The organism is Vibrio anguillarum, from assembly GCF_001989995.2.
GTDB lineage: Bacteria > Pseudomonadota > Gammaproteobacteria > Enterobacterales > Vibrionaceae > Vibrio > Vibrio anguillarum.
The window spans coordinates 79,002-104,777 of sequence record NZ_JAHGUP010000025.1 but is presented as its reverse complement, the minus strand read 5'-3'; the positions used below and the strand labels follow the sequence as shown (position 1 = coordinate 104,777).

The following is a 25,776-nucleotide window of genomic DNA, read 5'->3' as shown; positions in this document are numbered from 1 at the left end:
AAAATTAAATTATTAAGGTAAATGAAATGAAAAAATTAACAGGCCTGATTGCTGCTCCGCATACTCCATTTACAGTGGACAACAAGGTTAACTTTGGTGCGATTGATCAAATTGCTGAGTTACTAATTTCTCAAGGTGTTAAAGGTGCTTACATATGTGGTACCACGGGAGAAGGAATCCACTGTTCTGTTGAAGAGCGAAAAGCGATTGCTGAACGTTGGGTAAAAGCTGCGGACGGTAAACTGGATTTGGTTTTACACACTGGTGCTTTAAGCATTGTTGACTCAATCAACTTAACTGAACACGCGGAAACTCTCGATATTTTGGCAACATCTGCGATTGGCCCTTGTTTCTTTAGACCAGGAAGCGTTGACGATTTGGTAGAATATTGCGCGCAAATTGCTGCGGCAGCGCCTTCTAAAGGCTTCTACTACTATCATTCAGGAATGTCAGGTGTAAATCTGGACCTAGAGCAGTTCTTAATCAAAGGTGAGCAACGTATTCCGAATTTGTCCGGTGCGAAGTTCAACAATTCTGATTTGTACGAGTACCAACGTTGCGTTCGTGTTTCTAACGGAAAGTTTGATGTGCCATTTGGTGTTGATGAGTTTCTCCCTGCAGGCTTAGCCGTTGGTGCTGTGGGTGCAGTAGGTAGTACTTACAACTACGCTGCACCTTTATATCTCAAAATCATTGAAGCCTTTAATCAGGGTAAACATGATGAAGTCGCTTCTCTAATGGATAAAGTGATTGCTATCATTCGTGTCCTTGTTGAATATGGTGGCGTTGCGGCGGGTAAAGTTGCTATGCAACTGCATGGTATTGATGCGGGGAATCCTCGTCAGCCAATCCGCTCTTTAACGGATAAACAGAAAGCAGATGTTATTGCGAAAATGAAAGATGCGGGATTTATATCGTTATCTTGATTCTCATCAATGAGGGGAGCGATGCTCCCTTCATATTTAAGAATCTAGAAACAAATCATCGAGATAGTGTATTAATAGATTCAGGTCTTTGATACTTTATCAGTAGCCAAAATATTGTTAAGGATGCCCCGTGAATTTGCCTAAAAACTTACTGGTTCGGTTGCGATCAAATATTGAGCCGTTAAGTAAAAAACTAAGATTGGTTGCCGACTATGTGATGGAAAACGCACATGATGTTCAGTACCAAACCATTACTGATTTAGCGCGAAATACAAAAACGAGTGAAGCGACGGTTCTGCGTCTCTGTCGAGATATGGGGTACAAAGGCTATTCAGATTTTAGAATGGCATTGGCAGTTGATTTAAGTCAGGCAGCAAACAACTCTCAACCTAAAATTGATGGTGATATATGTGATGTATCAGCACAAAGCGCAGTAGAAAGTCTCCTTGATACAGCAAAGCTAATCGACAGAAAATCATTGAAACGTATTTGTGAACTTATCCATAAAGCTCAGTTTATTGGCTGTGTAGGTGTTGGTGCATCTAGCATAGTTGGACGTTACCTTGCTTACCGTCTCGTTCGAATCGGCAAAAAAGCGATTATGTATGAGGATACCCATCTTGCCTCAATGAGTGCTGGACAGAGTGTTGTAGGGGATGCATGGTTTGCGATATCGAGCTCAGGTTCTACAAAAGAGGTAGTTCATGCGGCAACACAGGCTCATCAACGCGGTGTTCCAGTCGTATCTCTCACGAATATTAGCCATAGCCCACTTTCTTCTATTTCTGATGAAATGTTAGTGGCTGCAAGGCCTGAAGGCCCTCTCACTGGCGGTGCATTTTCTTCCAAAGTCGGTGCATTGTTACTTGTTGATGTTTTGATTAACACACTTTTAGATGTTTATCCTGAATACTCGGCATCTGTATTTGGTACTGCGGAAGTGGTTTTACCTTTAATGGATAGCTAGCGGTTACTAAAGACGTTTTAAACCCATCAATACATCGATGGGTTTTTTTAGCAATATCAATGAAATTATTCTTTATTAATAATTTTTTTATAAAATAAATCTTCAAAAATACACCTGAAATATAAATGATCACGTTGCTCACAGAACATCTGTTTAGAGCATGGATAGCAATAAAAATAAGGACAAATCAATGAACATGAAAACGCTGCTCATCTATACACCTTTGCTTGTTGTAACCACCTTTAGTCATGCTACATCAGACAATCAATGGCCTGACTTACACGCTGGATTTAAAGATGGGATTGGTGTACAAGTCGGAACAAAAATCTATGTAGGGCTTGGTTCTTTGGGGAAAGACTTTTACGCGCTTGATTTAAAAGCGCTATCCCAAGGATGGCAAAAGGTTGCTGATTTTACTGGTGCTGCTCGAAGTGGAGCGACAGCATCTGTGGTGGGGGATGATATTTATCTCTTTGGTGGTTCTGGCAAAGCGGAGCCGTCTGAACCATCGCCCATTTTGTTTGATTCGGTATATCGCTACGATACCAAGAAAGATTCATGGGAAAAAATGAACACTACCTCGCCTGTAGGACTTCTTGGTGCTTCTTCTTATTCGCCAGACAATAAACAGATCCTCTTCTTTGGTGGTTATAACAAAGCCTATTTTGATCGCTATCAGCGTGACACATCAACCACTGACAAGCAAGTAAACCCTGAATTATGGCAACGTATTGTTGATGATTATATGGGAATGAAGCCTACGGATTATAAATGGAACCGAAACGTCATTAGTTATTTGCCTGAAAAACAAGAGTGGCGTGATTTAGGTATGTCTCCATATCTCCCTAATTGTGGTAGCGCAACCGTTATTGAAGGGAACAAAGTGACTCTCATCAGTGGTGAGATAAAGCCGGGTTTACGCACCGCTGAAGTTAAGCAATATGAGTTTGGAATGGATCAACCGTGGCAAAATTTATTGCCCTTACCTGCACCTCAAACGAGCAATATCCAAGAAGGTGTTGCAGGTGCGTTTTCTGGTAAGACAAATGGAGTGACAGTGGTTGCTGGCGGAGCGAATTTCCATGGTGCAAAACAAGCATTTGAAAGCGGAAAAATGTTCGCCCATGAAGGGCTATCTAAGGCCTTTAATGATGATATCTATGTAGAAAAAGATGGCATTTGGTCAACGGTAAATCCACTTCCTGAAGGCTTAGCATATGGCGCTTCATTTACCACATCAGAGGGAGTTTTAATTGTCGGCGGAGAAAAAAGTAGTAAAGAAATAAGTTATAAGGTTTATATGTTGGTTTGGAATGGCTCTAATGCTGAAGTGATAGATTAATTAAGGAGAGTATTATGGCGATCTTATTTAAATTACTCCCTGAGCTTCCAGTAGGAATTAAACACGGAGTAGGTGGAATTATAGGTCACAAATTATATGCAGGGCTTGGTAGTTCTGGAAATGCTTTTTTTGTTTTAGACCTAAAAGATATGAATAGTGGTTGGAAGTCGGCTGCTGACTTTCCAGGAATTGCTCGAAATGATGCCACCTATACAGTCTGTGGTAACAAGCTTTATGTTTTTTCAGGTGCAGGGATAGAGGGTAATAACAGCTTTCCAACTGTTTTAATGGATGGTTATGTATTTGATAGTCAAATCAATCAATGGACTCGGTTAGAGAGAACACTTCCTACCAGCTTTCTTGGTGCATCTTGTTGTAGTATATCACCGACTGAAGTCATTTTTTTCGGAGGGTATGATAAGGATACTTTTAATAATTTCCTTTCTGATATCTCAATAATTGATGTAACAAAAGAGCCTAACAAACATAAAGAGCTTATTACTAGATTTATGTCTCAACCAATAGATAACTATAATTGGAATAGAAAGATTTGGTCATTCACACCATGTAATGAACACTGGTCTGTTCTTGGTGAAAACCCATTTAAGCCTAATTGTGGTTCTGGAATAATTCATAAAAACAATGTTGTAACTTTGATTGAAGGGGAACTGAAGCCTGGTCTGAGAAGTCTGGAGACTAAGCGCTACTTTTTTAAAGAAGGAAAACTGGAATATTCTGAGAGTTGTGCATCTATTGTTGATATAAGTAAAAGTCATGAGGGTCTAGCTGGGCATTTTCTCGGTGAAATTGACAATAATATAATTGTTATTGGCGGAGCATATTTTCTTGGTAGTCAAGACGCTTTTATAAAAGGAAATATATATGCCCATAATGGCCTCATTAAACACTTTAGTTCGAATGTTTGGGTTTTTGATGGTAAAGCCTGGGAGAATAAAGACCAATTAGATGCAGGTATTGCGTATGGCGTTTCTGCTTCAAATGGAAAAGCTATGTATGTTTTAGGGGGAGAGAATTCTAATGGTGATGCAATAACAACATGCTTATCATTATCAATGAATTGATTTTCCATAATTATGCGCCTCGCTATTAGCAAGATTAATGAATATATCAAATGTTTCAATTGAAGTTTATTACGAAGGGGATAATATTTATGCTTTCTTGGACTCTAGCTGACGCCAAATAATAAAAGGGTGCTAGAAATCCTAGCACCCAGGTAAACACGTTATAGGGGGAGTTTACCAAATTACATAAAAGTTAAAGTTTCCCTTCACTGCCACACATATGAATCTTATCCATCACGACTTGTTTCATCGCTGCTTTACCTGGAGTGATATATTTCCGTGGATCATTCGCATCCGGATGCTCAGCAAAATGCTGCTTAACAGCATTTGAGAAGGCGATTTTCAGTTCAGTTGCAACGTTGACTTTGCACACACCTAAGTCAATACAGCGGCGAACCATCTCATCAGGCACGCCTGAAGCACCATGTAAAACAAGCGGAATATCAACCACTGAACGGATCTTGTCCAGACGGTCAAAATCAAGTTTTGGTTCTGCTTTGTACAGGCCGTGGGCTGTCCCAATTGCCACTGCTAATGAGTCAATCCCAGTACGACGCACAAACTCTGCTGCCGATGCAGGATCTGTCATTAGCGCATTGGCACTATCGACGATCAGGTCATCTTCTTGCCCCCCCAAACGACCCAGCTCAGCTTCAACACTCGCGTCAAAGCGGTTGCAGTATTGAACTACGGAACGTACGATTTCTATGTTTTGGTCGAAGGCATGATGAGAGCCATCGATCATCACAGAGCGAATGCCGTGATCCACCTTAGTGCGGATATCCTGCAGATCTTCATGGTGATCAAGGTGCAAAACGAGTGGGATTGAGTGTTTATGCGCAGCTTCTTTACAGATACTAATTAGATAATCGGTACCTGCATAATCGTAAGTGCCAGGTGTGCCAGCAAGGATCACGGGAGAGCCCATCTCTGATGCTGTCTCGACGATAACCTGTACCGTTTCTAAGTTATGGATATTGAACGCAGGAACTGCATAGCCACCGAGTTGAGCACGTTTTAGCATTTCACGAGAAGATATTAGATACATAAAGCCTCCTGACTTGGTACGGGTTTAGTTTCGAATACAAGACGTCCGTTAACCCAAGTTTTTGTAATTGAGAAATCTGATTGAATCGCCACCATAGAAGCGCGTTTACCCATTTCTAAAGTGCCTAATTGATGTTGTAAGCCTAATGATTCAGCTGGGGTCAAAGACGCCATCAGCCACGCTTGCTCAAGTGGAATGTTGAGCCAGCGCTTAATGTTTTGTACTGCCGTTAGCAAGGTCAGTGTGCTACCAGCTAGACTGCCAGAATCTGTTGTGACGACCCCATCTCGCATTTGCACTTGGTATTCGCCGAGGGTGTACTCACCATCTGGCATGCCCGCTGCACACATCGCATCGGTAATTAATGTCATGCGAGTGCCACAGCAACGGTGAGCGACGTCGATGGCCGCAGGGTGAACATGACGGCCGTCGGCGATCATCTCTACATAACTGTTAGGATTAAGAAGTCCGGCACCAACCACGCCCGGATCGCGGTGATGCAAACCACGCATACCGTTGTAGCAATGGACGATGCCACATGCCCCTGCATCGAGAGCCTTCTGAACTTGATCGTAACTGGCATCAGTGTGTCCAAGCATCACTCGCACGCCTTGTTCATTGAGGTAGCGGATAGCCTTCAAAGCCCCCGTCTTTTCGGGAGCCAGAGCGACCTTAAGTAACTGGTTATCGCTATAAGAAATCCAGTCATCAAGCTCTTCAACTGATAAATCTCGAAACCATACTGTAGGGTGTGCGCCACGATTTTTCTCTGTAAAATATGGCCCTTCTAAATACGCCCCAAGAAGCTCAGCACCGTCAACGCCCTGCTGCTTACTTTTCGCAACTTGTTTTAGCGCACATCGAATCTTTGCCACTGGCGCTGTCACGGTTGTAGCAACAAAGGCTGTAACGCCAAGACTTGCAAAGTAACGTGACATAGTATTTAGACTATTATGGTTGGCATCCATGACGTCGCAGCCCTTTGCCCCGTGGACATGACTGTCAATCATGCCAGGGAGCAAACTCACTGCGCCCAAATCTATAAAATCTACATGCTGCTGAGGTTCGAATTGCTCAATAACATCAATAACTCCGTCAACATTAACGGTAATTAAGGCATCGTTAAGCCATTTATCACCATGTAATATTCGCTGAGCACGATAGCTCTGCTTCACATTAGTGTGTTGTTCAGATTCCATATTCTTCTACCGTATCCGCGATTAGCGCTCTTTGTTCTATTTCCGCAGCCAATGAAGTGATTCCTCTATACCCACATTCAACAGCTTGCTTGCGAAACTCGACCAGACTGAGTTCATCTCGTTCAAGTAACATTTCCGCTGCCATCTGCATATTGGTTCCCGTTACCACTTCAATATCGTCTCTTTCCTGACTCAGAAGTGATGCGGTACGAAATGGCGTACCTCCCAGCAAATCAGTCAGGAAAACAATACCTTCGCCAGAATCTATTTCTTCTATCGCCTCTCGAATCGCTTTTTCAAGCTGTGGTGTGGTTGCCTCTTCCGGGAAGTCGATAAACTTAAACTGAGGCTGTTCGCCAATGACTTGGAACACTGCTTTTGCTAGGCCTGAAGCGAAGCCACCGTGACCAGATAAAATTACTGCAATCATTTCAATTACCCTTATTGAGGCTGATTACTCAGCCCCGTTTATTCTGTGGATACAAGTGTTATAGGAAGCCCATAAAGCGACCAACAACACCCAGAGCGACAGTCAGGCCAATCAGTTTGAGTGGACTCCAGCCTCGCTTAACCAAGGCGTACATTGCCAGGGTGTAAACAAGAGGTAAGAATGCAGGCATCAGTTTGTCGATGACGTCTGCTTGCAGTTTTACCACCGCGTCACCCGCGGTGATTTCCGCTGTTGTTGACAGGCGAACATAGGTCGCAACTAACGCGCCGATGACAGTCATACCGACCATTGAAGCAGCGTGACCTACCTTCTTTGTGTTGGCTTTGATCACTGGGATAGCAGCAACACCCATACGGTAGGCGTAATGTGCCAGACCAAAACGAAGACCAAAGTGCACTACGTTAAACAGTACGATAAAGAACACAGCCCCCATGATTGAGCCTTGTAATGCAAGGTCAGCACCGATACCACCACAGATAGGGAGTAGGGTTAGCCAGAACATCGCATCACCGATACCACCCATGGGTGCACCAACTGCAATCTTGGTACTTTGGATACTGTTGATGTTCTGTTTTGAACGTTCCATCGCCAGTACTATACCCATAACGAATGTCACCAAGAATGGGTGGGTATTGAAGAAGCCCATGTGACCTTGCATTGCCTTAGATAGGTCCGCTTTATTAGTGTGAATCTTTTTCAGTGCAGGGAGTAAGCCATATAGCCAGCCCGAAGCCTGCATACGTTCGTAGTTGAAAGATGCTTGGAGCAGTAGTGAGCGCCATGCCATGCGGTTAATGTCCGCTTTGGTTAGCTCTGCGCCAATTTCCTTGTTTTCATATTCATCTTGAGCCACACCTGGAGCGGGTTGCACATCAGCGTTTTGGCTACGGAGGTCGAGTTCGTTGCTTACATTAGATTCCATCATCAAAGTCCTCAGCGGGTGCAGTTACTGGTGTTGGTTCGGTTTTGCGCATAAAGTCGATGATTGCCATAGCCGTTGCAACAGCAGCAATCGCTAGGATTGGTAGTTGTAGCCATGCGGCTGCAACAAAACCAAGAATGAAGTACGGGATGTAGGAATTTTTCATCATGATCTTCATCAGAACAGCAAAACCGATGGCAGGCATGATGCCACCCGCGACACCTAAGCCGTCGATAAGATCTTTCGGTAGGATTTCAACCATCTTTCCTGCGTGTTCAGCTCCAAGGTAGACTGGTAAGAATGCGCATAAAAAGTAGAAAGTACCCAGTACAGCTAATGCCATGTAGTTAACGCGTTCAATACCATTGGTATCTGCATCTTGCGCGTACTCATCACACTTAGACATGACCGCTGACATTGCCGAGAAGAGTAGAGTGATACCCATTTGCACAGCGACCGCAAAAGGTACCGCGACACCAACCGCGACATTAGGCTCAACTTTTGTGGTGATAGCGAAAGCCGTACCGACGATGGTACCGATGATGACGTTTGGTGGCTGAGCGCCTGCAAGCGGTGCAAGACCCATCCAAATCAGTTCTAGCGTACCACCGACTAAGATACCGGTTTGCAAGTCGCCTAAAATTAGACCGACAAGCGGCCCAAGTACTACAGGGCGGTGGAAGTGAGTGAGACCGTTGAATAAATCTAGGCCAGCAAAGAAGGCTAAGATGCCGAGCATCAACGCCTGTAAGAGTCCTATTTCCATGGTTGGTGTCCTTATTATTAGATAAGAGTAAAGAGGTCTGTGGCACTTTCAGTGGGTACACCTTGCATGGTGCATTTCACTCCTAGTGCTTTTAGTTTTTCAAATTCCGCCACGTCTTCAGTTCCGACTGAAACCGTTTTGGCAATTTGTTTTTTCCCTTCTACGTAGTGCATGTTCCCTACGTTGATATTGCTAATGGGTACGCCACCTTCGACCAATTGGCGGAAGTCTTTTGGTGTGCGGCATACAAGAAGAATTCGTTGACGATCAGACGCTTTATGGATGGTGTCGATGGCCTTTTTCACGTTCCAGAAACGGATGGCAATGCCATCTGCCAGCACCATTTCCATCAGGTTTTGTTGAATGGTGTCTTCAGCCACTTCGTCATTGACGACGACCACAATATTTGCATCAGCAAAACCGACCCACTGCACGCCGACTTGGCCATGAACTAAACGCTCATCAATGCGACTTAATACGATATTTGGCATGATTAATTCCTTCTAAAATTCGTTAGTTGTTCAATGGGTAAATGGTGACGCCTTGTACGACGCGGTTTACTTCACCAGTCGGACATGGGTTGTCAGGGCCAAAACCCAGCTGGAGTGATTTTTCAAACGCCAAAATTTGACAGAACAGTACGTAAGGGAAGCAGAGCCATTGATCGCCAAAACCCAATTGGCCAAGTTCAAAGACATCCTCTTCATTGAGTGCGCTTTCTGACATCGCGATGTGAGCTAGTGTTTGTTTGTCGCGACGGATTTCATTGAACAGGTCTAAATCGTACTGACGGGTGTACTCGTCGCTAGAAAATAGTTGGATCACCAGCGCGTTATCGTTGATGCTGAACTTAGGTCCGTGGCGGAAACCCAGCGAAGAATCAAAGGTGGTCATCACTTTGCCAGCGCTCAATTCCAGTGATTTCAATGACGCTTCGCGAGCAAGGCCAGCAAAACCGCCGCTGCCAAGTACAATTAAACGATCATAAGGCTGCTGAGCTATTTGTTTGATGGCTTGCGGCCACTGTTGCAGTTTGTTGTCACATAAGTGGGCTGTGGCTTCGATTCGCTCACGCCATTGTGCAGGCGTTTGATCGCTAAATAGGGTGAATGCCGACATCAACATACAGGTGAAGCTTGACGTCATGGCAAAACTGTTATCGTTTGAGCCTTCAGGCATCAGTAAGCAGTAAGCGTTATCGGCACTTTCGGCATAACGAGCCAATGCGCCTTCGCCATTACAGGTTAAAAAGAGGTGGTGGCAATCAGGAATAAGCTGGTCAACTAACGCTACAGCGGCGACGCTTTCTGGGCTGTTACCAGAACGAGCAAAGGAAACCAATAGTGTTGGTCGGCTGCTATCGAGATACTGTTCTGGATTCGAGACAATATCCGTGGTTGGAATCGATTCGACTTGGAAGCGTAATCCAGCCTGAATAAACGGAACCGCAGCGTCTCCTACGAAAGCAGACGTACCCGCACCTGTTAAAATGATTCGCAGATTAGGTTGAGCTAGCCGTGGATTTAAGAAAGCACTGACGGCATCATATTGCTGCTCTAAAATATCAGCCAATGCACGCCATAGACGCGGCTGGTGGCTAATTTCTTTTGCGGTATGAATGCCATTATGTTGCTCTAGCCATGGCTGTTCGTAGCTTAGAAATAGGTTCATTACATCGTCTCCTTGCAAACTACTACATTGGAATAACAGGCTGCGGAATAGACCTCAGTCACTTCCATGATCTTGTGAATTACAATGTCAGCGGGATGGTTTCTAATTTGTTGTTGAGAAATGGCCTTAGCCTGATTTGGCAGATATTGGCTAAGGATCGTGACTGGCAACGGACTGGCAGTTAGGTTGTCAAATAAAGCCTGCTGCGCCACTTTCACTTCTGGATGAGTCCAGTAGTAGCGAATGCGATCGCTTAAGCTGTAGCTACAATCAAGAAATTGCTGGTGGCCTTTGCTGGCGTAGTGTGAACGCCAGTAGTTAGGTTGTTCGCGCATCACTTGCTCGATGGTGTCTCGCAGGTGTGAGGCATGGTGCGTCCCTAACCACTCTTTTTCCGCTCGGTCGAGTCCATATAACGCTTCTCGCAGGGCAAACGTTAAAGCTGGGCCAACTTTTAAAATCGCAAAGTGATCACGTACAAGTTGGTGGTAAGCCTGTGGGTTTTGGTAGTCAGTGGAATGTGCTTCAAAGACGAGGTTCGGCTGGTTGTCAATCATACGGCTGAGTGATTGGGCTTTTCCACTCTCGTAGTGGTGCACGTTGTGATGGTCAAATTCAACGCCCGGTTGCACCACAAGACCAATGACGCGTGGCCATACATAGCCAAGGCCTAAGTCGCTAAAAGCTTGGTGATGAGCATCCAATGTCGCAAGCGCCTGCTCAGGCTTAGTCACTTCAATGCACTCTTCCTGCAACGATTCAAGCGCGCCGCCCGGAGTGGGTACTTCCGTTCCGACTACATAAACAGGTGCTTCACCGCCAACGCTTTTCCAAGCCCGTTCCGCAACCACACACAGCTGTGCGGCACGCTCTGCCATGAGTTCTTCAGTAAGAGGCAACTGGTCATCAGCACATGGCATAGAGCAGTCGAGGTGAATTTTCTTAAAACCAGCACAAACGTAGTCATAAATCATCTGAGCTGAATATTCCATTGCCTGGCTTGCAGACAGGTTTTGCCAACAGTTTGGGCCAAGGTGATCACCACCCAACACCACTTTATCCGCTGGGAAATTGAGACGTTCAGCTAAAGAGAGTACATGGCTGGAAAAATCTTGCGGTGTCATTCCTGTATAGCCACCAAACTGATTTACCTGATTAGATGTTGCTTCTATTAGCACCAGTTGTTGAGCTTGTGCCGCTTGTTTAATCGCAGCTTCAAGAACTAGCGGGTGCGCTGAGCAAACAGAGTAAATACCCGTTGATTGGCCTTGCTTATGCTGTTCAATTAGAGAAAGTAACGCTTTCATTTTTATTCCTAGTTAATTGTTTGATCGGCAATAATCACTTCAACACCCATCTCAATAAGCGCTCGGTGCGTTGCATGGGGAATATTGATATCGGTTACCAATACATCGATTTGGTTTGCTGCGCGGATCATGCAAAAGCTTTTGCGGCCAAATTTGCTTGAGTCCGTAACCGCAATAACTTGGCGAGCGACTTCGCACATAGCTCGGTTGACTTGTGCTTCTTGAGTGTCCGGTGTAGTCACGCCAGCCTGTAGATCAAATCCGTCCACACCCAGAAACAGTTTGTCAAAAAGGTAGGAGCGAATTTGCTGTTCCCCATGATTTCCCGTTAGTGAACATGACGCGCGGCGAAGGCTGCCACCAACCACATGGAGATCGATATTCTCTAACTTGCTAAGTTGGTAAGCGGTGTTGAGCGCATTGGTCATAACAACGAGCTGCTGCTTGTTAGTTAAATACTGAGGCATGAGACCGATAGTGGTACCTGAGTCCAAGATCACCGCCTCACCATCATTGATGAGTTCGGCTGCGGCTTGCGCGATGGACTGCTTGGCACTTCGATTGAGTTGATCTTTGCGATAAAGAGGCTGATCAAATGCAAAGTTTGGATTGAGAGTTGCTCCACCATAACAACGGAATACACAACCTTCTTTCTCGAGCAAGTTCAGGTCATGGCGAATAGTTACGGCAGAAACATTGTACTGTTCTGCAAACTCGTCCACTTTTCCTGAACCATGGTTGCATATATATGCCAAGATTTGCTGTCTTCGTTCTGCACTGGTCATCTACCAATTCCTCTTTCGTTACATTTCATTTTCTGTATGAAATGTTTCGATTTCCTTTTGATTGGTATTAAAGCAGGACGGGTTGAGGAAAAGTGAAAGCTAGATCACAGTCAGTTTTCTTTCGTTTTAAGCCTAAAAAACCTTTCGATTGACAAGGAGTGAAAGGTTAAACTTTCACTCCTTAACGAAATTTGCACTTTGCAAGTACCATGAAAGCTGACTTTCACTATTTAATAACTGAAAGAAGCAATGAATTTGCCTCAATTGATTAGGTTTCAAAATGGAACCTGCTTGAGATCACAAACTGGAACAACAATGAATTTTTATAACGCAATAACAGATAAACCAGCCGAGGTTTGGCTGGGTCAAAAAGCTACTTTATAAGCTCTAAAATGGCTTTGTGAGGGGGATAATAAGAAACTAGATTATGCGACGATTCGAACATCAACACCCAATGCTGTAAGGTGTTCAACGTAGCTTTGAGGGATACCGCTATCAGTAATTAATATGTTTAGCTGTTCTGGACGGGCAATCAAACAAAAGCTTTGATGGTCAAACTTAGACGAATCTGTTACCGCAATGACGGTTTGAGCAGCCTCTAACATTTTCCGGTTAATATCAGCCTCACCTTGATGAGGTGTCGTAATTCCTGCCAATTTATCAAACCCATCAACTCCCAAGAACACCTTATTGAACCGATAGCCAATGACTAAGTCTTCTCCACCGACACCATGAACTGAGTAGGAATTTTTGCGCATCGTGCCACCAGTCACCATAACAGTGACATTGGTTTTATTGGCAAGGTGATAGGCGATATTGATACCGTTGGTCATGACAACAAGGTCATGCTTAGCGTCAAGATGGTAAGCAATCTGCTCGGTCGTCGATCCTGAGTCAAGAATGACTTTATCGCCATCAGCAATAAGAGATGCAGCGTATTCCCCGAGCTTAGCTTTGATACTACTGTTGAGCTGCTTCTTATCATTCAATGGACGCTCAAAAGCAAACTGATTATTTAGCAGTGCACCCCCATAGCATCTTTTTACACAGCCTTGTTTTTCAAGATAATTGAGATCATTGCGAATCGTAACCTCTGAAACATTATAAAGTTCAGAAAAATGGTTAACTTCGCCTTTCTGGTGATTTTGAATGTAGTGAAGAATCTCTTCACGTCTTTGGGCTGTGGTGGTCATATGGAAATACTCCGACAAGTAAACATTTTACTCTAACTAATTTCTGCAGAGGACCGAAACAAGTGCCTTAATTCATGGTGTAACGCAGTGTCCCTCTAAGATAGGTAATTAGACTCTTCGTTTGTCTCAATGCATTCATCTTTAACTCAATCCCAACCAAAGTGGTTTTCGTATTCAGGGTATTGAATAATGGTTCCTCACGTCTCGCCATTCTCTGAAATCCTTAAGACATCGTCAATCTCGACACCGAGGTGTTCAATCTTGCTTTCGATCTTAACATTGAAGAGCGAATCTAGTGAGCGAAGGGAATGCAGTGCAGTTTATTACGCTCACTAACCTTTCTGTAAAATAAGGTGGTGTTTGATTGAAAACTAGTCCTCAGTAGGTGAATTTGGCGATAATGATTGACATAACTTTGTTCATCGACAATCACGCTTGTACTTGAGTAAGCTGAAGTGATAGCTGACGGTTGGTATGAGTAATGACGAGGATACTATGTGAATCTTGCTTTTTTGAATATTTATGCGTTCTAACAATGGGGGAGCCAGCGTTACGTTTAAATAAATATTATGCTACTGATTTTGTATGTGGGGTTAACTCCGACTGATAAATGTCCAAAAGTGTTTTAGATGGGAAGCTTATGTACAGAAGCAAAAAAAGAATGGGGAGCAACACGCTCCCCATTGTCATTTTTACCGTTGCTGGTGGTATTACTTTTCTGTGATGGCTTCACAGCCTTCAGGAACTGTGATGGTCGATATGTCCTTACCTTCCTGTTGCGCCGCTTTCACATCCATTTTGTATTGAGTGCATTTGCCGATACAGCTCTTTGGCATCACGACTACCTTGCATCGGTAGCCAGCCACGATAGGCCACAAAGAACTGTCCAACCCGAAAATCAAAGTCTAAGTTGCGCTCTAGTTCTGGGTAGTAGTTCCCCATATAAGCAAAGTCGGTGATGTGCTCAATGCTCCATTCTCCTGTCGAGGTTTGGCAAATCGCCATCTCAACCGGATGGAAGCCGCCTTCATCCGCGCTGTATGTTTTATCGCGAAAGTTAAACACCAGATAACGGCTGGTGGTCAGTGCATCATTACTCAGCAAATGAGCGGTGAGTTGCTCACTTAACAGCTTATGCAGTTTCTTTGACACAGGTAGTGTGGATGCCGTAAAGATTAATTTGGACATAGTGAGCCCTCCTTGTTTCAGGATTCAAATAAGAAATACAGAGTGAGAATTATTGGAACGTGCCGACCATCGTCAGTTGCACGTCATCAAAGACATTGCGAGAAAGGTGGCGAGCAAAGGCTTTCATCCATACCGAGAGTAGCTCTTGTACCTCTGGATGGGATAAATCGGTGCTCCCCGCATCGGGTTGATAGCACCAGCGATTAGCCAGATGAAAGTACAGCTCAGGCTCCACGGTTGTGCTGTTGTCATCGGGATAAGAGAAGCTGGCAAAGAACACCACCAACCAAGGGCTTGAGGTTGACTCTCGCTTAAACTGTACCTCTATCGGGTGCAAACCTTGTCGATGTCGGTAGTAACTCATTTGGCGGCAGTTCAGCACGAGTCTCTCGGCGTTCTCTGGGAGAGTGTATCTATTCAACAGTGCTTCCAATGACGCATGTAAAGCGTCATCAATAGAAAGCTCACCGTAATGTTGCTCAATCATAGCCATCCCCTTTCAGCAAACGAGGTGCAGGTATCGCCTGTCACGATATGGTCAAGTACGCGAACATCCACCAGCGCTAAAGAGTCCTTGAGTCTTTCGGTTATGCGTCTATCGGCTTGAGACGGTGTTGAGTCTCCAGATGGATGGTTATGGGCAAATATCACCGCTGCTGCATTCACTTCTAACACCGCTTTCACCACTTCACGTGGGTAAACGCTGGCCGCATCCACCGTTCCATGAAACAGCTCTTTAAACTCAATCAGTCGGTTTTGGTTATCCAGTAACAATAAAGCAAACACTTCACGCTCATAGCTGCCCAGTTTACAGCGCACATACTCTTTGGTGGCATTAGGGTTAGTTAGGGCATCACCACGCACGTAGCGTGTTGCCAGTATCTCAGCCGCATGCTCCAGGATTTCATTTTCCTGATAGCGTTGCTGCTTTTGGTAATCGGACGTTTTGGGATTCATTTCAGGCTCCTGTCGGAATCAATGATGGGTATTCGCATTGATGACATATGCCTGAATATTTTTGGATTAAGTCTTGTCGCGCTAAGGCTTAAAACATAGCCGTCTTTTTTACTCCAGCGCTTTATCCCATGAGGACCACAGATATAGGAGGACGTCCCATGAGATTTTTAAAGCTAAAAGAAGTAATGAAAAAGACAGCACTGAGCCGTCCGGCGATTTACCGCAACATGAATTAGGGATAGTTTCCGCAATCAGTCAGCTTGGGTGATAGATGGATTGCTTGGGTAGATAGTGAAGTTGATGAATAGATGGAAGGATGTTTGCAAGGGCGTTAATTGATGTGCTTGGTTAATATTAATAGCGCTGCTAGAAGTAGCAGCGCAGTACAATCCACCGCGGTGAATCTAGAGACTTAGCTAAATAAAAAAGTTTTAAGTTCTTCAAAGTTGCTAAGCACCAGTTGTTGCCCTTGCGGGTTAGATTTCTGAGTATGGATATCGATGTTATAGGTATCAAGCACATAGCGAATGAGTGACGCGTTGGTCTCTATGCTGAGAGCGCCATTACTCATTGCATAATCTTTTTCTATCACCGCGCGTTGTTTTTCATTTAGGCGAAGGTCGGGTATTAGCTCTACGTTCACTTTGGTATTCCAAAGTTCATCGTCACGTTTACCGTGTATCGCATTATTGTTGATATCGGGAATACCTTGTATGCGGCTTAAAACAAAATCACGATAGCCACCAGCCTGTTCACAATAAGCACGTACATGCCAGCGTAGTGGAGTACAAACAAGAGTATGCGGGGAAATAATGCGCTCAGATTGCTCACCATCTTTTAGCGATGTGTAGCAAATATCGACACGTTTTTTCTCTCGTATCGCCTGCACCAAAGGACGTAATACTTGTGGCGAAATATTGCGTGTTACTGGGCGAACCATAGTGGAATGTTCAAAGCCCATATCGAGCTCATTAAAAGTGACCGTCATATCCTCACTACGCGAAAGAATATGCAAGTATTCATCGGCATGGCCGGAGGTGAGTTTAGGGCTAAAGCTATCACTGGGTTTATAGCCTTTGAGGTACTTATCGTAAACCAAGTTGCCAGGTGAAATCTCCGCAAGATAAGTATTGATGTCTTTGGAAGCTTGTTGACGCCCGATACCAAAGCTCTGGATCAGATGGTTGGTGGTCAAACGCCCTTCCCATAAAGCAATAATCTCAATCATTCGGTATCGAAACAGCAGATCCCATCGAATTGGCCATGCACTCATTGTTAGATTCCTGTCTAGTTATTCGACATGTTCATGTATTCAGTGTTTACCTGTCGCTATTGAAGTCATATTGTTGTGTAAATTGAAAATCGTCAAGACAGTAACCAAAACAATGTAACGCATTGGTGGGTGGCCTTTATGAATTACATTAACAGCGAAAACAAACATAGTTTGTGGGAACTTGAGATTAAAGGTATCCAAGGCCCAATATTAGCTATTGATTATTTGGGACTTTATGGTTCGGTACCTGATGAAGTGCGTACCTCATTGATAAAAAAGAAAATTGTAGTTCACGGTGCTGAAGGTGAAGATTTTATTCAATGTGGTTATTGTGGCCTACCTGTAAGATATCGAGCGCGAAGCGCGACTAGCAGAGCTGCTTTCTATCACAAGCATATCCCAGAGTTAGATGAGGTTGATTGTCCATTTCATAGTGATTACAAAGGGGACTTTGTATTCTCTGAAACTGACGTGCATGAAACGCAATGGCACTTTCGTACAAAACACTTCATTGCCGGCATATTGAGGGAGTCAGGCAAAATAAAGCGCAAATCTGTCCAAGTGGAAAAGTTTGTCTTTGCAGAAAAAGGCACTTCCAATAAATGGCGAAAACCTGATATTTACTTTGAAGACACCAATGGTAATCGATTTGCGATAGAGTTGATTCAAGGTTGGTTAGACCCAGAAATAATTCATGCTCGCGAGCAGTTCTTTTTAGGGGAAAAGGTTAATCTGATTTGGTTGTTCAGTGAAGGTCGAAGCGATTCTATTTTCTATTACATTATGTATGGTACTGCCTTAGAGGCTCACCCCAAAAGTTTTGCTGAGTTTGAGAGCAAAGTGAGAGACATTCAATGTAATGCGTTTGTTTTCTCCCAAGAGGCGTTAGATAAAAGCCAAGAGAGCAGAGAGTTCTGCTTCGAAGTACATTTCCCCGAGTTTGATCTTAAATTAACAGAGCTTTTCTTAGAGATGAGCTATGGGCGCCAAATGGTGGCATTGAGTGATTTAATGTTGTCTCCAGAAAGGCTGCCATATGCAATAAATACAAAATCTGCTTTGTATGGAAAGCAACAAGAACTGTCAGTGGCTCTAGAGGAAAAGGCTCAACGAGAGTCTCAACAGGCAGTAAAACGAATCTATCAAGTGCTTGATCAGATTGTTTCTCGTGGAGAAAAGGGTGAGCTTTCTTTGTTAGCACTTACGCATTTATCAGATGAGATAAATGAATGCTTTGATTATGTATTGCAGGAGTATGATGAACGAAGCTCCCTACTTGAATTAGCTCGCCAAGCAATCGCCCGAGAATGTACTAGGCTTGAAGAGCGACAAAGGAAAGCTGAGCGTATAGACCATGCCAAGGAGCTTAGAGGATTACACCACCAAATAGTTTATGTCCGAAGAGTCCTTAATCAAGGTGTAACAGTTCCAGAGTTAACAGATCTCAGATACCACCTAGCAGATGTTATAAGCAATTATTGGAAAGTTATATCTAGTGATTTGTCTTCTCCCATCTGGCAGCGTTATTTGAACGTTCTTTTGGAAAAAATTGGTGCCCAAACAACTTCACTTGCCAAAGATCTACCGAAGCCATTGGCCATATGGAGCATCACTAATGATCTTCTCAGCTATCCACTCGAGAAACGCATGCAACTGTTCGAGACTCAAAGTTCATTGGGTATCAATATGTCACATCAACTTTCAGCATATTCTCTTCATAAATCACCGCAAGAAACTCAAGAGCTAAAAGACAAATTAGACGAGATTAAACGCCGAACTAAAGAGCAGTTTTTGAACAGGAATTGGAAGGTATTAATGGAGGGCTGGGATTCGGAATATAGCTATTTCGATACTTTTCTTCAAGCGGGAGACCTCCTTTGCATTGAGGAGCCATCAGAACTTCAAGGACATGAACAAGATTGGGTTGAAGATGCGTTAAACAACTTTGTAGGGAGCCTGGCTATCCAGGTAGATGAGCTCTACAAAGCTGCTTTTGAAAGGTCTTACGAGAGAGTCGATAGAATTAGGCTCGGCAAATTGCTGGCGTTTTGGGACTGGCTTGATCAAGGTGGATTTCTCTTCGGTCAACCAGTTTCTGCTGAGAAAGCAGTTGAACTAAGGAAATATCTGTTAGAGCAAGACTACGACGAAAGTAAGATAGGCCGTGTATAAATTTAACGCTCTTAAAGCTGACACAAAGATCAATAACACCGAGCTCTGCGAACTATTCGGTTGTAGCCCACAAGGTGGGATGCGCCGCGCGCACAAAACTAATACTTTGGTGATTGTCTCGAACCACATCAAGTTTATTTATGACGATCGTTGCCAATTTGATGCGGCATGTACTGAGTTTAGTTGTCAGGGGTTAGAACTATCACTTGCTTTGTTTAACTGGGGGCAGGACATGGTCTTTAGGAATGGAAAGCTGGTAGTTGAAGATCGGCGTCAGTACAAGCATTACACGGAGGGTAGTTACAGAGTATTGCTCAGTCGCGGGCGCAGTGGTTTGGTCATAAAGTGTGATGACCAAGAAACGTTCGAATACTTGAAACAATGTGGTATGCAAGTTATGTGATTTTTATCGCGCGTTGTTTGGGTGTTCGTTTAGTCATACAAACAAGTTAAGGAGTGGGGGGGATATGTAGGAGGAGCAATGCTTATGGCTCCGTCAAGTTGAACGGTAGGCCCTTAGAATAAGCTAGTAGCTGCCTTAGGTATATTTGTAAAATCAGGTTATACCTTCGATGACTTGTTTAAACCTGTTTCACATAACACTTTCGTACTACTCTGTTTGACGTTATGAAAGCTCCGTATGTAATGTTGTTCTTAACCTGTTGTTGCTATTGATTTTATTCGCCTTTCGGATGAAAGGTTTGGTTTAAATCATTTTTGAGTTAAACAAATGGAATTACGACGTGTTCTAACTGAGTTAAGAAAGTTTGTTGAAGATGAACATAGAGCAAACTATGAAAAGCTGTATGAAGTCTGGGAGAAACCGCTCACCCAAAAACTTACAAAAGGTGAGTCTCAACAAATTCGTTATGTCCGAAAAGAAGGTCAAAATCACCTGCTTGTTACTTTGGGCCAAAACGAGTCGAGATTTCGTGAAGGGGACATGATATGTCTTCATTTGGGTGAGCCAAGCAAAAAGAGGCATGTACAGCAAGGTACTATCGAAGCGGAAAATGAAGATGAGTGGTTGGTTCGAGTTCATCAAATAGATGATGAGAATCTTCAGGAGATTATTTCCGGTTGTTATGCTGATCCAGACACAATGGATCTAAAACCATTTTATGATAAAGCATTGGATGAAATAGCTGAGTCCAAGCGAGGTAGAGAAATAGTACTACCGTTGCTGGCAGGTAAGTTGGACACAGGCTTTATTTTTGAAGATGATTACGATGAAGCCGCTGACTTTGCCGAAGAGTGTGGTTTAAATGAGCACCAAGCGGATGCTGTAGGTAAAGCTGTTTCCGCTAAGTACCTAGCTTGTATACAAGGGCCTCCCGGAACCGGAAAAACGAAAGTAATCAGTTTGATTACAAAGTTATTGGTAGAGCAAGGTCAACGAGTATTTATGACGTCACATACTCACATGGCAATAAACAATGCGCTTAATAAAATCGCTGGTGAAAACGTTCCAGTGATCAAAGTTGGAGCAAGAGGTTGTACTAAGGGCCTTGATAAAAGTGTTAAGCATTTTGAATATGGCGATGATTGGGAGAACAAACCGGATTCTGGGTACGTAATTGGAGCTACTCCTTTTGCAACGTGTAGTGCAAGGTTAGAGCAATATGACTTCGATACAGTCATTTTCGATGAAGCAAGTCAAATCACTCTTCCATTAGCAATTATGGCAATGAGAAAGGCGAAGCGATTTATATTTGTTGGTGACCACAAGCAATTACCTCCAGTAGTACTTTCGGCCTCTGTTCTTGATGACTGCTCCATCTTTTCGCGGATGATATCTGGTAACCCTAATGTTTCAGTGATGCTTAGCCAAACATATCGTATGTGTCACGCTCTATCTAGCTGGCCTAGTCAAATTTATTATTCTGGGCGTTTAGTCTCAGCTGGCCCCAATGCTACACGCACTTTCAATCTGCCTAATCAGCCTCAAAAGTATGCTGAAGTCTTATCTGCTGAATCTCCTTTTGTATTTATTAAGTCTCCTGCAATAAATGCACGAAATGTTAATAGGCTTGAAGCTGAACTTGTAGTTGATCTTATTGAAACTGCAATTGAATCAGGGCTGAGTGCTAGTGATATAGGTGTAGTAACGCCTTTTAGGAGCCACGCTAAAGCTCTGAAATCTCGACTAGCATATAGGAAAGGTATTTTTTCGTCGGAGACTATTGTTACTGATACAGTTGAAAGAATGCAGGGGCAAGAAAGGGAAATGATCATTATTTCTCTTTGTTCTACAGATCCTCAGTATATAAGTGCTATCGCTGAGTTCTTTTTTCAAGCTGAACGCTTAAATGTAGCGATCACTCGTCCACAAACAAAGCTGATATTAGTTGGCCCTGAGATCTCTAGTTCTTTTCTCCAAGAGTCAAATGACGAGAGCTTGCTCAAAAGAGTTGAAGAATATCGTTCTTTGATTAACTCAGGATATAAATATAATAAATAGGAAATGTTATGGCACAGATGGAATCAATTACGGGCTTAGATCGTAAAGTTAGAAGGCATTTTAAAAAAGTTCTCAGTAGATTGTCAGACGAATTCATTGTCCGAGAACCATTACTGGATGAATCAAAAATTGCACCAATCGTATTGGAAGGACCTTGTAAAAGTTGGTTGATGATTGGTTGGCACGAAAAGCGGCCAAATGAAACTGAGCTTGCTAAATGGAGGCGCTTCAATTCAGATTTACTTTCTAAGGGATATCAACCAATCAAGTATCTTGCCGTAGTTGAGGAGGATTTGAAACACAAGGCAACAAATGAAGAACAGGCTGACAGATTCATCCATATCCACGATCAAAAGGGCTTTTACATAGACGGTGAGAAGAATATTGTCGACCTTTTGACAGAGTCTTCGCTTGAACAGTACTACTGGGTAAAAAAGACACTTTTCCCTGAGTCAGCAATCCATTCTCAATGTACGACCAGGAAGAGCGTTTCAAGAGTAGATAATAAAGCTAGTCTGCAACAGTTTTTCTTAGATTATGATCAAGAATTGGCAACTCGTTTTGACATGCTTGAACAAGCAGACGTAAGCGAAGAAAGTCAAGATGATTTCTCTGTAAGGCTCATTAATGGGGTTGCTGGTAGTGGGAAAACATTGATCCTGATAAATCGTGCTATAGCATTTTGTAAGAAGCACCCCGATAAAAAAGCATTACTTGTTATTCATAACAAGCCGGTCACTTCAGATATTAAGCATAAATTTGAAGAGTGGTTAGGTGGAGCCCCTTCGAACCTGAAGATCGAGACATTTCATCAATTTGCTCTCAATCAACAGAAGAAAGTTGCTAACAATTGGAGGCTCACTCCATTATTTGGCGACAAAGATATAGAACCCCTTCGTTCCCAAATCCTTTGTGATACCAATGAGAGCTACACTCAGTTGAAGTTAACTGATGGACAGATCTGGTCTGAGTTAGAGTACATCAATGAATATCTGATAAAAGATGAGAATGAATATTTAGAGTATGAACGTCAAGGCAGAGGCTTTGCTCTTCAGAAGTCGCAGCGTGTGCATATTTGGAAACTCTACGAGATGGTAGTTCAGACAATGTCTAGTCCTAAAGGATATTTACCAAGCCTTTATATTAAGGACTTAGCTTTACTCGAAGATACCTCTGTGTTGGAAAAGTTTGATCATATTTTGGTCGATGAGGCTCAGTTCTTTGCGCCTTCTTGGCTCCAGCTAGTTAAGATGTCGTTAATTTCAAACGGTGCAATATTTCTGTGTGCAGACCCTAACCAAGGCTTTCTAAAGAGCCGATTGAGCTGGAAAAGTGTTGGTTTCAATGTTCGAGGGCGAACAAAACTGCTCAATTATTCATATCGCACCACTTATGAAATTATGATTGCTGCGAATGCATTGATCGAAGGTATTGAAGATGACACTGATGATTTCGTAAAGCCGGATTTAGAAAGAATGGAGAGAGGGGTCAAACCTCAGTTAATCTATAGTCATACTCTTCAAGATGAAAAGACACGTTTTTTAAATGAGTTAAGTGAATGTTGTAGATCCGACGATATACCTCTTCAGCAAGTCATGGTGCTTTGCAGTGGTAGCTATAGTCCTTGGAGCCTTAAAAGTGATATTGAGAACACTCTAGGTAAAGGAACCGTGGTTAATTACAATGACTGGAAAGACATTAAAGATAATATCGGTGGGAAAATCCGTCTTATGAGTATTAACAGTTGTACAGGAATGGAATCAGGAGTGACATTCGTTCTTGGGGTTGGTGAGTTGATGAATCAAGCTAAAAACATTGATTTAGATGATACTGAAAGAGAGATCGCTCAACAAGAATCCCTTAGAAAACTTTATGTATCAATGACTCGAGCCGGGCAACGACTGGCCTTATTTAGTACCGAGAAACTGCCTGAACGGGTACATGAACATGTAGAGGTTTCTGGTGCTTCATTATATTGATTAGTAAGGCAGATTCAATCAGGTCTACTGGCCTGAAAACGCGGTTATATAGATGATCACTGTTAAGTGGTTAGGAAAAGAGTGGGGTTTTGTGCCTCCCACCCCTTTCTTTTTTACACCACACAATCGTATTTACGAGCTGCATTGACAGCCATACACCCTATAAGGCCGCCAGCTAATATGTACAGCAAAGAGTTCTTCGATTGGTTGCAGTGAGCCAAAAGCAAACCTGCAACAGCACCAAGGCTCGCTCCTTGTAACTGCTCACTGGATGGTTTGTCGTGTAGAACTGTGGAGGCTAAATGCTCACAGTTATTATCTAACACCCTATATTTTCTAGCTTTCTTGATCAATTGTTCTGCTTGATTAAACAGTTTGTTTTTCTTGTCTTCACTTAAATGGCTTAAGACGACTTTCACTAGTTTGCCATTTGCGTACTCTTCTAAAGCACATATCTCTACATTACCGCTTGGAGAGTTGTGAAGTACTTTCCCTTTGCCTAAGTAGATTCCGGCATGCTCCACCAGCAGCTTTGAACGATAAAGCAGGTCACCAATATTAAGTTTATTCTTCATAAATTATCCTTTTTAAATTAAAGTATTTGTATGCAATAAAAACATTGAAATGCGTAAAACGTATATCAATGCATTTAATCTATACCTATGCACTTAATTGATCAAGTGTAAATTTGTTATTGGTGGTGCAAATGCAAGAGAAAATGGTTTCTTACTCATCGATTTTGGGCGTAGTCGTCGCGAACAAACGAAAAGAACTAGGGGTTGAGCAGAGCGTATTAGCTGAGAATATGGGCCTCTCGCAAGCTAGCTACAGTCGCCTCGAGTCTGGAAAGTCAACGTTCTCAGTCGACCAGATGTTTGAATGTGCCAAAGCTCTGGGTATTGATCCTGAGGTGCTATTTCATTCAGTTGTGAATACGGTTAACAATCTTCAGGATAGTGAACAAGTCTCCGTACAAGCCCAGCTAAGAGCTAACGCAACAAAAGCTAAATCTGAAGGGGGGAGCAATGTAGGTACTTTCATTGCGGGAGCGGCCTTGGGAGCATTAATAGTTGGATTGGCTGGCAAGTCCAAATAAACGTAACGGATATCAATGTAACTGATTGTATGTCTTGGTATATTGCCGAAATTAAAAGTCAAAATGGTTAGGGTGTGTAGTGCTTCCAAGTTATCAAGATTTAATGAAGCCAGTCTTAGAGGCTGCGAAGAATGAAGAAGTTAAGCTTAGCAACGTTGTAGACTTGCTAGCGGAGCATTTCAATCTGTCAGAAGACGAGAGAACAGAGCTTCTTCCCAGTGGACGACAAGCAGCTTTTACAAACCGCGTCGGATGGGCCAAAACCTATCTAACGAAAGCAGGGCTTTTGGACTCAACAAGGCGTGGTCATTTCGTGATAACAGAGTTGGGGCAAGATGCTCTAATCAGTGGCGAAGAGATAAATAACCAATACCTTAAACATTTTGATGACTTCAACGCTTTCACTAAGCAAAAAAATGGGGATTCAAGCAAAGTCGAAGAGACAACGCTGTCTAACAATGATGCAACGCCAGACGAAGTTCTGCGCGCGGCCTATAAACAAATCAATGATACGCTAGCCTCGGAAATTCTTGCCCGTACACGTAAAGTCAGCCCCGCATTTTTCGAACAGCTACTAATAGAGCTGCTTCTTGCCATGGGGTATGGCGGCACTGGAGAGGGTATGGCTCACACCTTGGGTAAAAGTGGTGACAACGGTGTTGATGGCGTTATAAATCAAGATCCATTGGGTGTTGACCAGGTATACATTCAAGCGAAACGTTATGCAGAAGGTGCCAACATCAGCTCTAGCAATATTCGCGACTTCTTTGGCGCACTTAACCTCAAGAAAGCACAGAAAGGCATCTTTATTACTACCTCTGATTTCACTCCTTCCGCTGTTCAAACTGCAAAAGATTTAGGCATGCGCATCGTACTGATTAATGGCAAAGAGTTAGCCAAATTGATGCTCCGCTACACCATCGGTAGCCGTGATGAGCAAGTGATTTACTTAAAACGCATTGATGAAGAATTTTTCGAAGGATAATACGTC

At 43.2% G+C, this 25,776-nt stretch carries 25 protein-coding genes and 1 pseudogene; 11 read left to right on the top strand and 15 right to left on the bottom strand.

The window, feature by feature from the left end; genetic code table 11:
* Positions 1-26: 26 nt before the first annotated feature.
* The 4 genes from PL85_RS06565 (at position 27) to PL85_RS06550 (ending at position 4,317) form a co-directional block, all read left to right on the top strand.
* Positions 27-926: a dihydrodipicolinate synthase family protein gene (locus PL85_RS06565; RefSeq protein ID WP_019281734.1), complete on the top strand. Its 900-nt coding sequence runs from the start codon at positions 27-29 to the stop codon at positions 924-926.
* Positions 927-1,056: 130 nt separating this feature from the next.
* Entirely contained in the window at positions 1,057-1,893 is an 837-nt protein-coding gene (locus PL85_RS06560; protein ID WP_019281735.1) for a MurR/RpiR family transcriptional regulator, read from the top strand.
* Between the two features lie 190 nt (positions 1,894-2,083).
* A complete protein-coding gene (locus PL85_RS06555; protein WP_019281736.1) occupies positions 2,084-3,235 on the top strand; it encodes an N-acetylneuraminate epimerase in 1,152 nt (383 codons plus the stop codon).
* Positions 3,236-3,249: 14 nt separating this feature from the next.
* Positions 3,250-4,317, top strand: a complete 1,068-nt coding sequence (locus tag PL85_RS06550) for a YjhT family mutarotase (RefSeq protein ID WP_019281737.1) — start codon at positions 3,250-3,252, stop codon at positions 4,315-4,317.
* A 193-nt stretch (positions 4,318-4,510) separates the two neighbouring features.
* On the opposite strand, the gene PL85_RS06545 is transcribed toward PL85_RS06550, so the two are convergent.
* The 13 genes from PL85_RS06545 to radC all read right to left on the bottom strand — a co-directional run bounded on the left by PL85_RS06545 (position 4,511) and on the right by radC (position 15,804).
* Positions 4,511-5,365, bottom strand: a complete 855-nt coding sequence (locus PL85_RS06545) for a tagatose bisphosphate family class II aldolase (protein WP_088720988.1) — start codon at positions 5,363-5,365, stop codon at positions 4,511-4,513.
* Positions 5,356-6,564, bottom strand: coding sequence for an N-acetylglucosamine-6-phosphate deacetylase (gene nagA, locus PL85_RS06540; protein WP_019282482.1), 1,209 nt, complete (start codon positions 6,562-6,564; stop codon positions 5,356-5,358). The genes PL85_RS06545 and nagA overlap by 10 nt, the downstream gene beginning before the upstream one ends.
* On the bottom strand, positions 6,554-6,994 hold the full coding sequence (gene agaF / locus PL85_RS06535; RefSeq protein ID WP_115339587.1) for a PTS galactosamine/N-acetylgalactosamine transporter subunit IIA: 441 nt from the start codon (positions 6,992-6,994) through the stop codon (positions 6,554-6,556). Before agaF ends, nagA begins: the two co-directional genes overlap by 11 nt.
* A gap of 58 nt (positions 6,995-7,052) precedes the next feature.
* A complete protein-coding gene (agaE, locus tag PL85_RS06530) occupies positions 7,053-7,937 on the bottom strand; it encodes a PTS N-acetylgalactosamine transporter subunit IID (RefSeq protein ID WP_019282484.1) in 885 nt (294 codons plus the stop codon).
* Entirely contained in the window at positions 7,927-8,703 is a 777-nt protein-coding gene (gene agaW / locus PL85_RS06525) for a PTS N-acetylgalactosamine transporter subunit IIC (protein WP_019282485.1), read from the bottom strand. The genes agaE and agaW overlap by 11 nt, the downstream gene beginning before the upstream one ends.
* Before the next feature lie 17 nt (positions 8,704-8,720).
* On the bottom strand, positions 8,721-9,194 hold the full coding sequence (gene agaV / locus PL85_RS06520) for a PTS N-acetylgalactosamine transporter subunit IIB (RefSeq protein WP_019282486.1): 474 nt from the start codon (positions 9,192-9,194) through the stop codon (positions 8,721-8,723).
* Positions 9,195-9,216: 22 nt separating this feature from the next.
* Complete coding sequence (locus PL85_RS06515; protein WP_019282487.1) at positions 9,217-10,374, bottom strand: SIS domain-containing protein; 1,158 nt, start codon at positions 10,372-10,374, stop codon at positions 9,217-9,219.
* Positions 10,374-11,681 carry a D-tagatose-bisphosphate aldolase, class II, non-catalytic subunit gene (locus PL85_RS06510; RefSeq protein ID WP_019282488.1) on the bottom strand — a complete coding sequence of 436 codons (1,308 nt, stop codon included), beginning with the start codon at positions 11,679-11,681 and terminating at the stop codon, positions 10,374-10,376. Before PL85_RS06510 ends, PL85_RS06515 begins: the two co-directional genes overlap by 1 nt.
* Positions 11,682-11,689: 8 nt before the next feature.
* Positions 11,690-12,466 carry a transcriptional repressor AgaR gene (gene agaR, locus PL85_RS06505; RefSeq protein WP_019282489.1) on the bottom strand — a complete coding sequence of 259 codons (777 nt, stop codon included), beginning with the start codon at positions 12,464-12,466 and terminating at the stop codon, positions 11,690-11,692.
* Between the two features lie 425 nt (positions 12,467-12,891).
* The gene (gene agaR, locus PL85_RS06500) at positions 12,892-13,659 is read right to left on the bottom strand and encodes a transcriptional repressor AgaR (RefSeq protein ID WP_019282490.1); all 768 of its coding nucleotides are present in this window, start codon (positions 13,657-13,659) and stop codon (positions 12,892-12,894) included.
* Positions 13,660-14,424: 765 nt separating this feature from the next.
* Positions 14,425-14,847 (bottom strand): DUF2787 family protein, encoded by a 423-nt coding sequence (locus PL85_RS06495; RefSeq protein WP_019282493.1) that lies wholly within the window; start codon positions 14,845-14,847, stop codon positions 14,425-14,427.
* Positions 14,848-14,896: 49 nt separating this feature from the next.
* Positions 14,897-15,334, bottom strand: coding sequence for a DUF2787 domain-containing protein (locus PL85_RS06490; RefSeq protein WP_029388286.1), 438 nt, complete (start codon positions 15,332-15,334; stop codon positions 14,897-14,899).
* Positions 15,331-15,804, bottom strand: a complete 474-nt coding sequence (radC, locus tag PL85_RS06485) for a RadC family protein (RefSeq protein WP_115339588.1) — start codon at positions 15,802-15,804, stop codon at positions 15,331-15,333. The genes PL85_RS06490 and radC overlap by 4 nt, the downstream gene beginning before the upstream one ends.
* A 158-nt stretch (positions 15,805-15,962) precedes the next feature.
* Between radC and PL85_RS06480 the strand changes: the two are divergent.
* Positions 15,963-16,112, top strand: a pseudogene (locus tag PL85_RS06480) (AlpA family phage regulatory protein).
* Positions 16,113-16,216: 104 nt separating this feature from the next.
* Here PL85_RS06480 and PL85_RS06475 read toward each other — a convergent pair.
* The gene (locus PL85_RS06475; protein ID WP_019282496.1) at positions 16,217-17,077 is read right to left on the bottom strand and encodes a helix-turn-helix transcriptional regulator; all 861 of its coding nucleotides are present in this window, start codon (positions 17,075-17,077) and stop codon (positions 16,217-16,219) included.
* Between the two features lie 138 nt (positions 17,078-17,215).
* On the opposite strand from PL85_RS06475, the gene PL85_RS06470 reads away from it, so the two are divergent.
* The 4 genes from PL85_RS06470 (at position 17,216) to PL85_RS06450 (ending at position 23,689) form a co-directional block, all read left to right on the top strand.
* Positions 17,216-19,249, top strand: a complete 2,034-nt coding sequence (locus PL85_RS06470; protein WP_115339589.1) for a competence protein CoiA family protein — start codon at positions 17,216-17,218, stop codon at positions 19,247-19,249.
* Positions 19,242-19,652, top strand: coding sequence for a DNA/RNA helicase domain-containing protein (locus PL85_RS06460; protein ID WP_115339590.1), 411 nt, complete (start codon positions 19,242-19,244; stop codon positions 19,650-19,652). Before PL85_RS06470 ends, PL85_RS06460 begins: the two co-directional genes overlap by 8 nt.
* A 327-nt stretch (positions 19,653-19,979) precedes the next feature.
* A complete protein-coding gene (locus PL85_RS06455; RefSeq protein ID WP_095661265.1) occupies positions 19,980-21,710 on the top strand; it encodes a DEAD/DEAH box helicase in 1,731 nt (576 codons plus the stop codon).
* 8 nt (positions 21,711-21,718) lie between these two features.
* Positions 21,719-23,689 carry a UvrD-helicase domain-containing protein gene (locus PL85_RS06450; protein ID WP_081245444.1) on the top strand — a complete coding sequence of 657 codons (1,971 nt, stop codon included), beginning with the start codon at positions 21,719-21,721 and terminating at the stop codon, positions 23,687-23,689.
* A 113-nt stretch (positions 23,690-23,802) separates the two neighbouring features.
* Here PL85_RS06450 and PL85_RS06445 read toward each other — a convergent pair whose 3' ends face one another.
* A complete protein-coding gene (locus tag PL85_RS06445) occupies positions 23,803-24,264 on the bottom strand; it encodes a lecithin retinol acyltransferase family protein (protein WP_115339591.1) in 462 nt (153 codons plus the stop codon).
* A 131-nt stretch (positions 24,265-24,395) separates the two neighbouring features.
* Between PL85_RS06445 and PL85_RS06440 the strand changes: the two genes are divergently transcribed.
* Positions 24,396-24,785, top strand: coding sequence for a helix-turn-helix domain-containing protein (locus PL85_RS06440; RefSeq protein WP_019283185.1), 390 nt, complete (start codon positions 24,396-24,398; stop codon positions 24,783-24,785).
* 79 nt (positions 24,786-24,864) lie between these two features.
* Complete coding sequence (locus PL85_RS06435) at positions 24,865-25,770, top strand: restriction endonuclease (protein WP_194570978.1); 906 nt, start codon at positions 24,865-24,867, stop codon at positions 25,768-25,770.
* Positions 25,771-25,776: the final 6 nt, after the last annotated feature.

What these genes read in the sequence shown, in the direction of transcription:
- radC (WP_115339588.1), bottom strand. Translation starts at nt 15,804, where the DNA reads ATGAATCCCAAAACGTCCGATTACCAAAAGCAGCAACGCTATCAGGAA.
- PL85_RS06515 (WP_019282487.1), bottom strand. Translation starts at nt 10,374, where the DNA reads ATGAACCTATTTCTAAGCTACGAACAGCCATGGCTAGAGCAACATAAT.
- PL85_RS06450 (WP_081245444.1), top strand. Translation starts at nt 21,719, where the DNA reads ATGGCACAGATGGAATCAATTACGGGCTTAGATCGTAAAGTTAGAAGG.
- PL85_RS06550 (WP_019281737.1), top strand. Translation starts at nt 3,250, where the DNA reads ATGGCGATCTTATTTAAATTACTCCCTGAGCTTCCAGTAGGAATTAAA.
- PL85_RS06440 (WP_019283185.1), top strand. Translation starts at nt 24,396, where the DNA reads ATGCAAGAGAAAATGGTTTCTTACTCATCGATTTTGGGCGTAGTCGTC.
- agaR (WP_019282490.1), bottom strand. Translation starts at nt 13,659, where the DNA reads ATGACCACCACAGCCCAAAGACGTGAAGAGATTCTTCACTACATTCAA.
- agaE (WP_019282484.1), bottom strand. Translation starts at nt 7,937, where the DNA reads ATGGAATCTAATGTAAGCAACGAACTCGACCTCCGTAGCCAAAACGCT.
- PL85_RS06495 (WP_019282493.1), bottom strand. Translation starts at nt 14,847, where the DNA reads ATGTCCAAATTAATCTTTACGGCATCCACACTACCTGTGTCAAAGAAA.
- nagA (WP_019282482.1), bottom strand. Translation starts at nt 6,564, where the DNA reads ATGGAATCTGAACAACACACTAATGTGAAGCAGAGCTATCGTGCTCAG.
- agaW (WP_019282485.1), bottom strand. Translation starts at nt 8,703, where the DNA reads ATGGAAATAGGACTCTTACAGGCGTTGATGCTCGGCATCTTAGCCTTC.
- agaR (WP_019282489.1), bottom strand. Translation starts at nt 12,466, where the DNA reads ATGACCAGTGCAGAACGAAGACAGCAAATCTTGGCATATATATGCAAC.
- PL85_RS06545 (WP_088720988.1), bottom strand. Translation starts at nt 5,365, where the DNA reads ATGTATCTAATATCTTCTCGTGAAATGCTAAAACGTGCTCAACTCGGT.
- agaF (WP_115339587.1), bottom strand. Translation starts at nt 6,994, where the DNA reads ATGATTGCAGTAATTTTATCTGGTCACGGTGGCTTCGCTTCAGGCCTA.
- PL85_RS06445 (WP_115339591.1), bottom strand. Translation starts at nt 24,264, where the DNA reads ATGAAGAATAAACTTAATATTGGTGACCTGCTTTATCGTTCAAAGCTG.
- PL85_RS06490 (WP_029388286.1), bottom strand. Translation starts at nt 15,334, where the DNA reads ATGATTGAGCAACATTACGGTGAGCTTTCTATTGATGACGCTTTACAT.
- PL85_RS06475 (WP_019282496.1), bottom strand. Translation starts at nt 17,077, where the DNA reads ATGAGTGCATGGCCAATTCGATGGGATCTGCTGTTTCGATACCGAATG.
- agaV (WP_019282486.1), bottom strand. Translation starts at nt 9,194, where the DNA reads ATGCCAAATATCGTATTAAGTCGCATTGATGAGCGTTTAGTTCATGGC.
- PL85_RS06510 (WP_019282488.1), bottom strand. Translation starts at nt 11,681, where the DNA reads ATGAAAGCGTTACTTTCTCTAATTGAACAGCATAAGCAAGGCCAATCA.
- PL85_RS06555 (WP_019281736.1), top strand. Translation starts at nt 2,084, where the DNA reads ATGAACATGAAAACGCTGCTCATCTATACACCTTTGCTTGTTGTAACC.
- PL85_RS06455 (WP_095661265.1), top strand. Translation starts at nt 19,980, where the DNA reads ATGGAATTACGACGTGTTCTAACTGAGTTAAGAAAGTTTGTTGAAGAT.
- PL85_RS06470 (WP_115339589.1), top strand. Translation starts at nt 17,216, where the DNA reads ATGAATTACATTAACAGCGAAAACAAACATAGTTTGTGGGAACTTGAG.
- PL85_RS06565 (WP_019281734.1), top strand. Translation starts at nt 27, where the DNA reads ATGAAAAAATTAACAGGCCTGATTGCTGCTCCGCATACTCCATTTACA.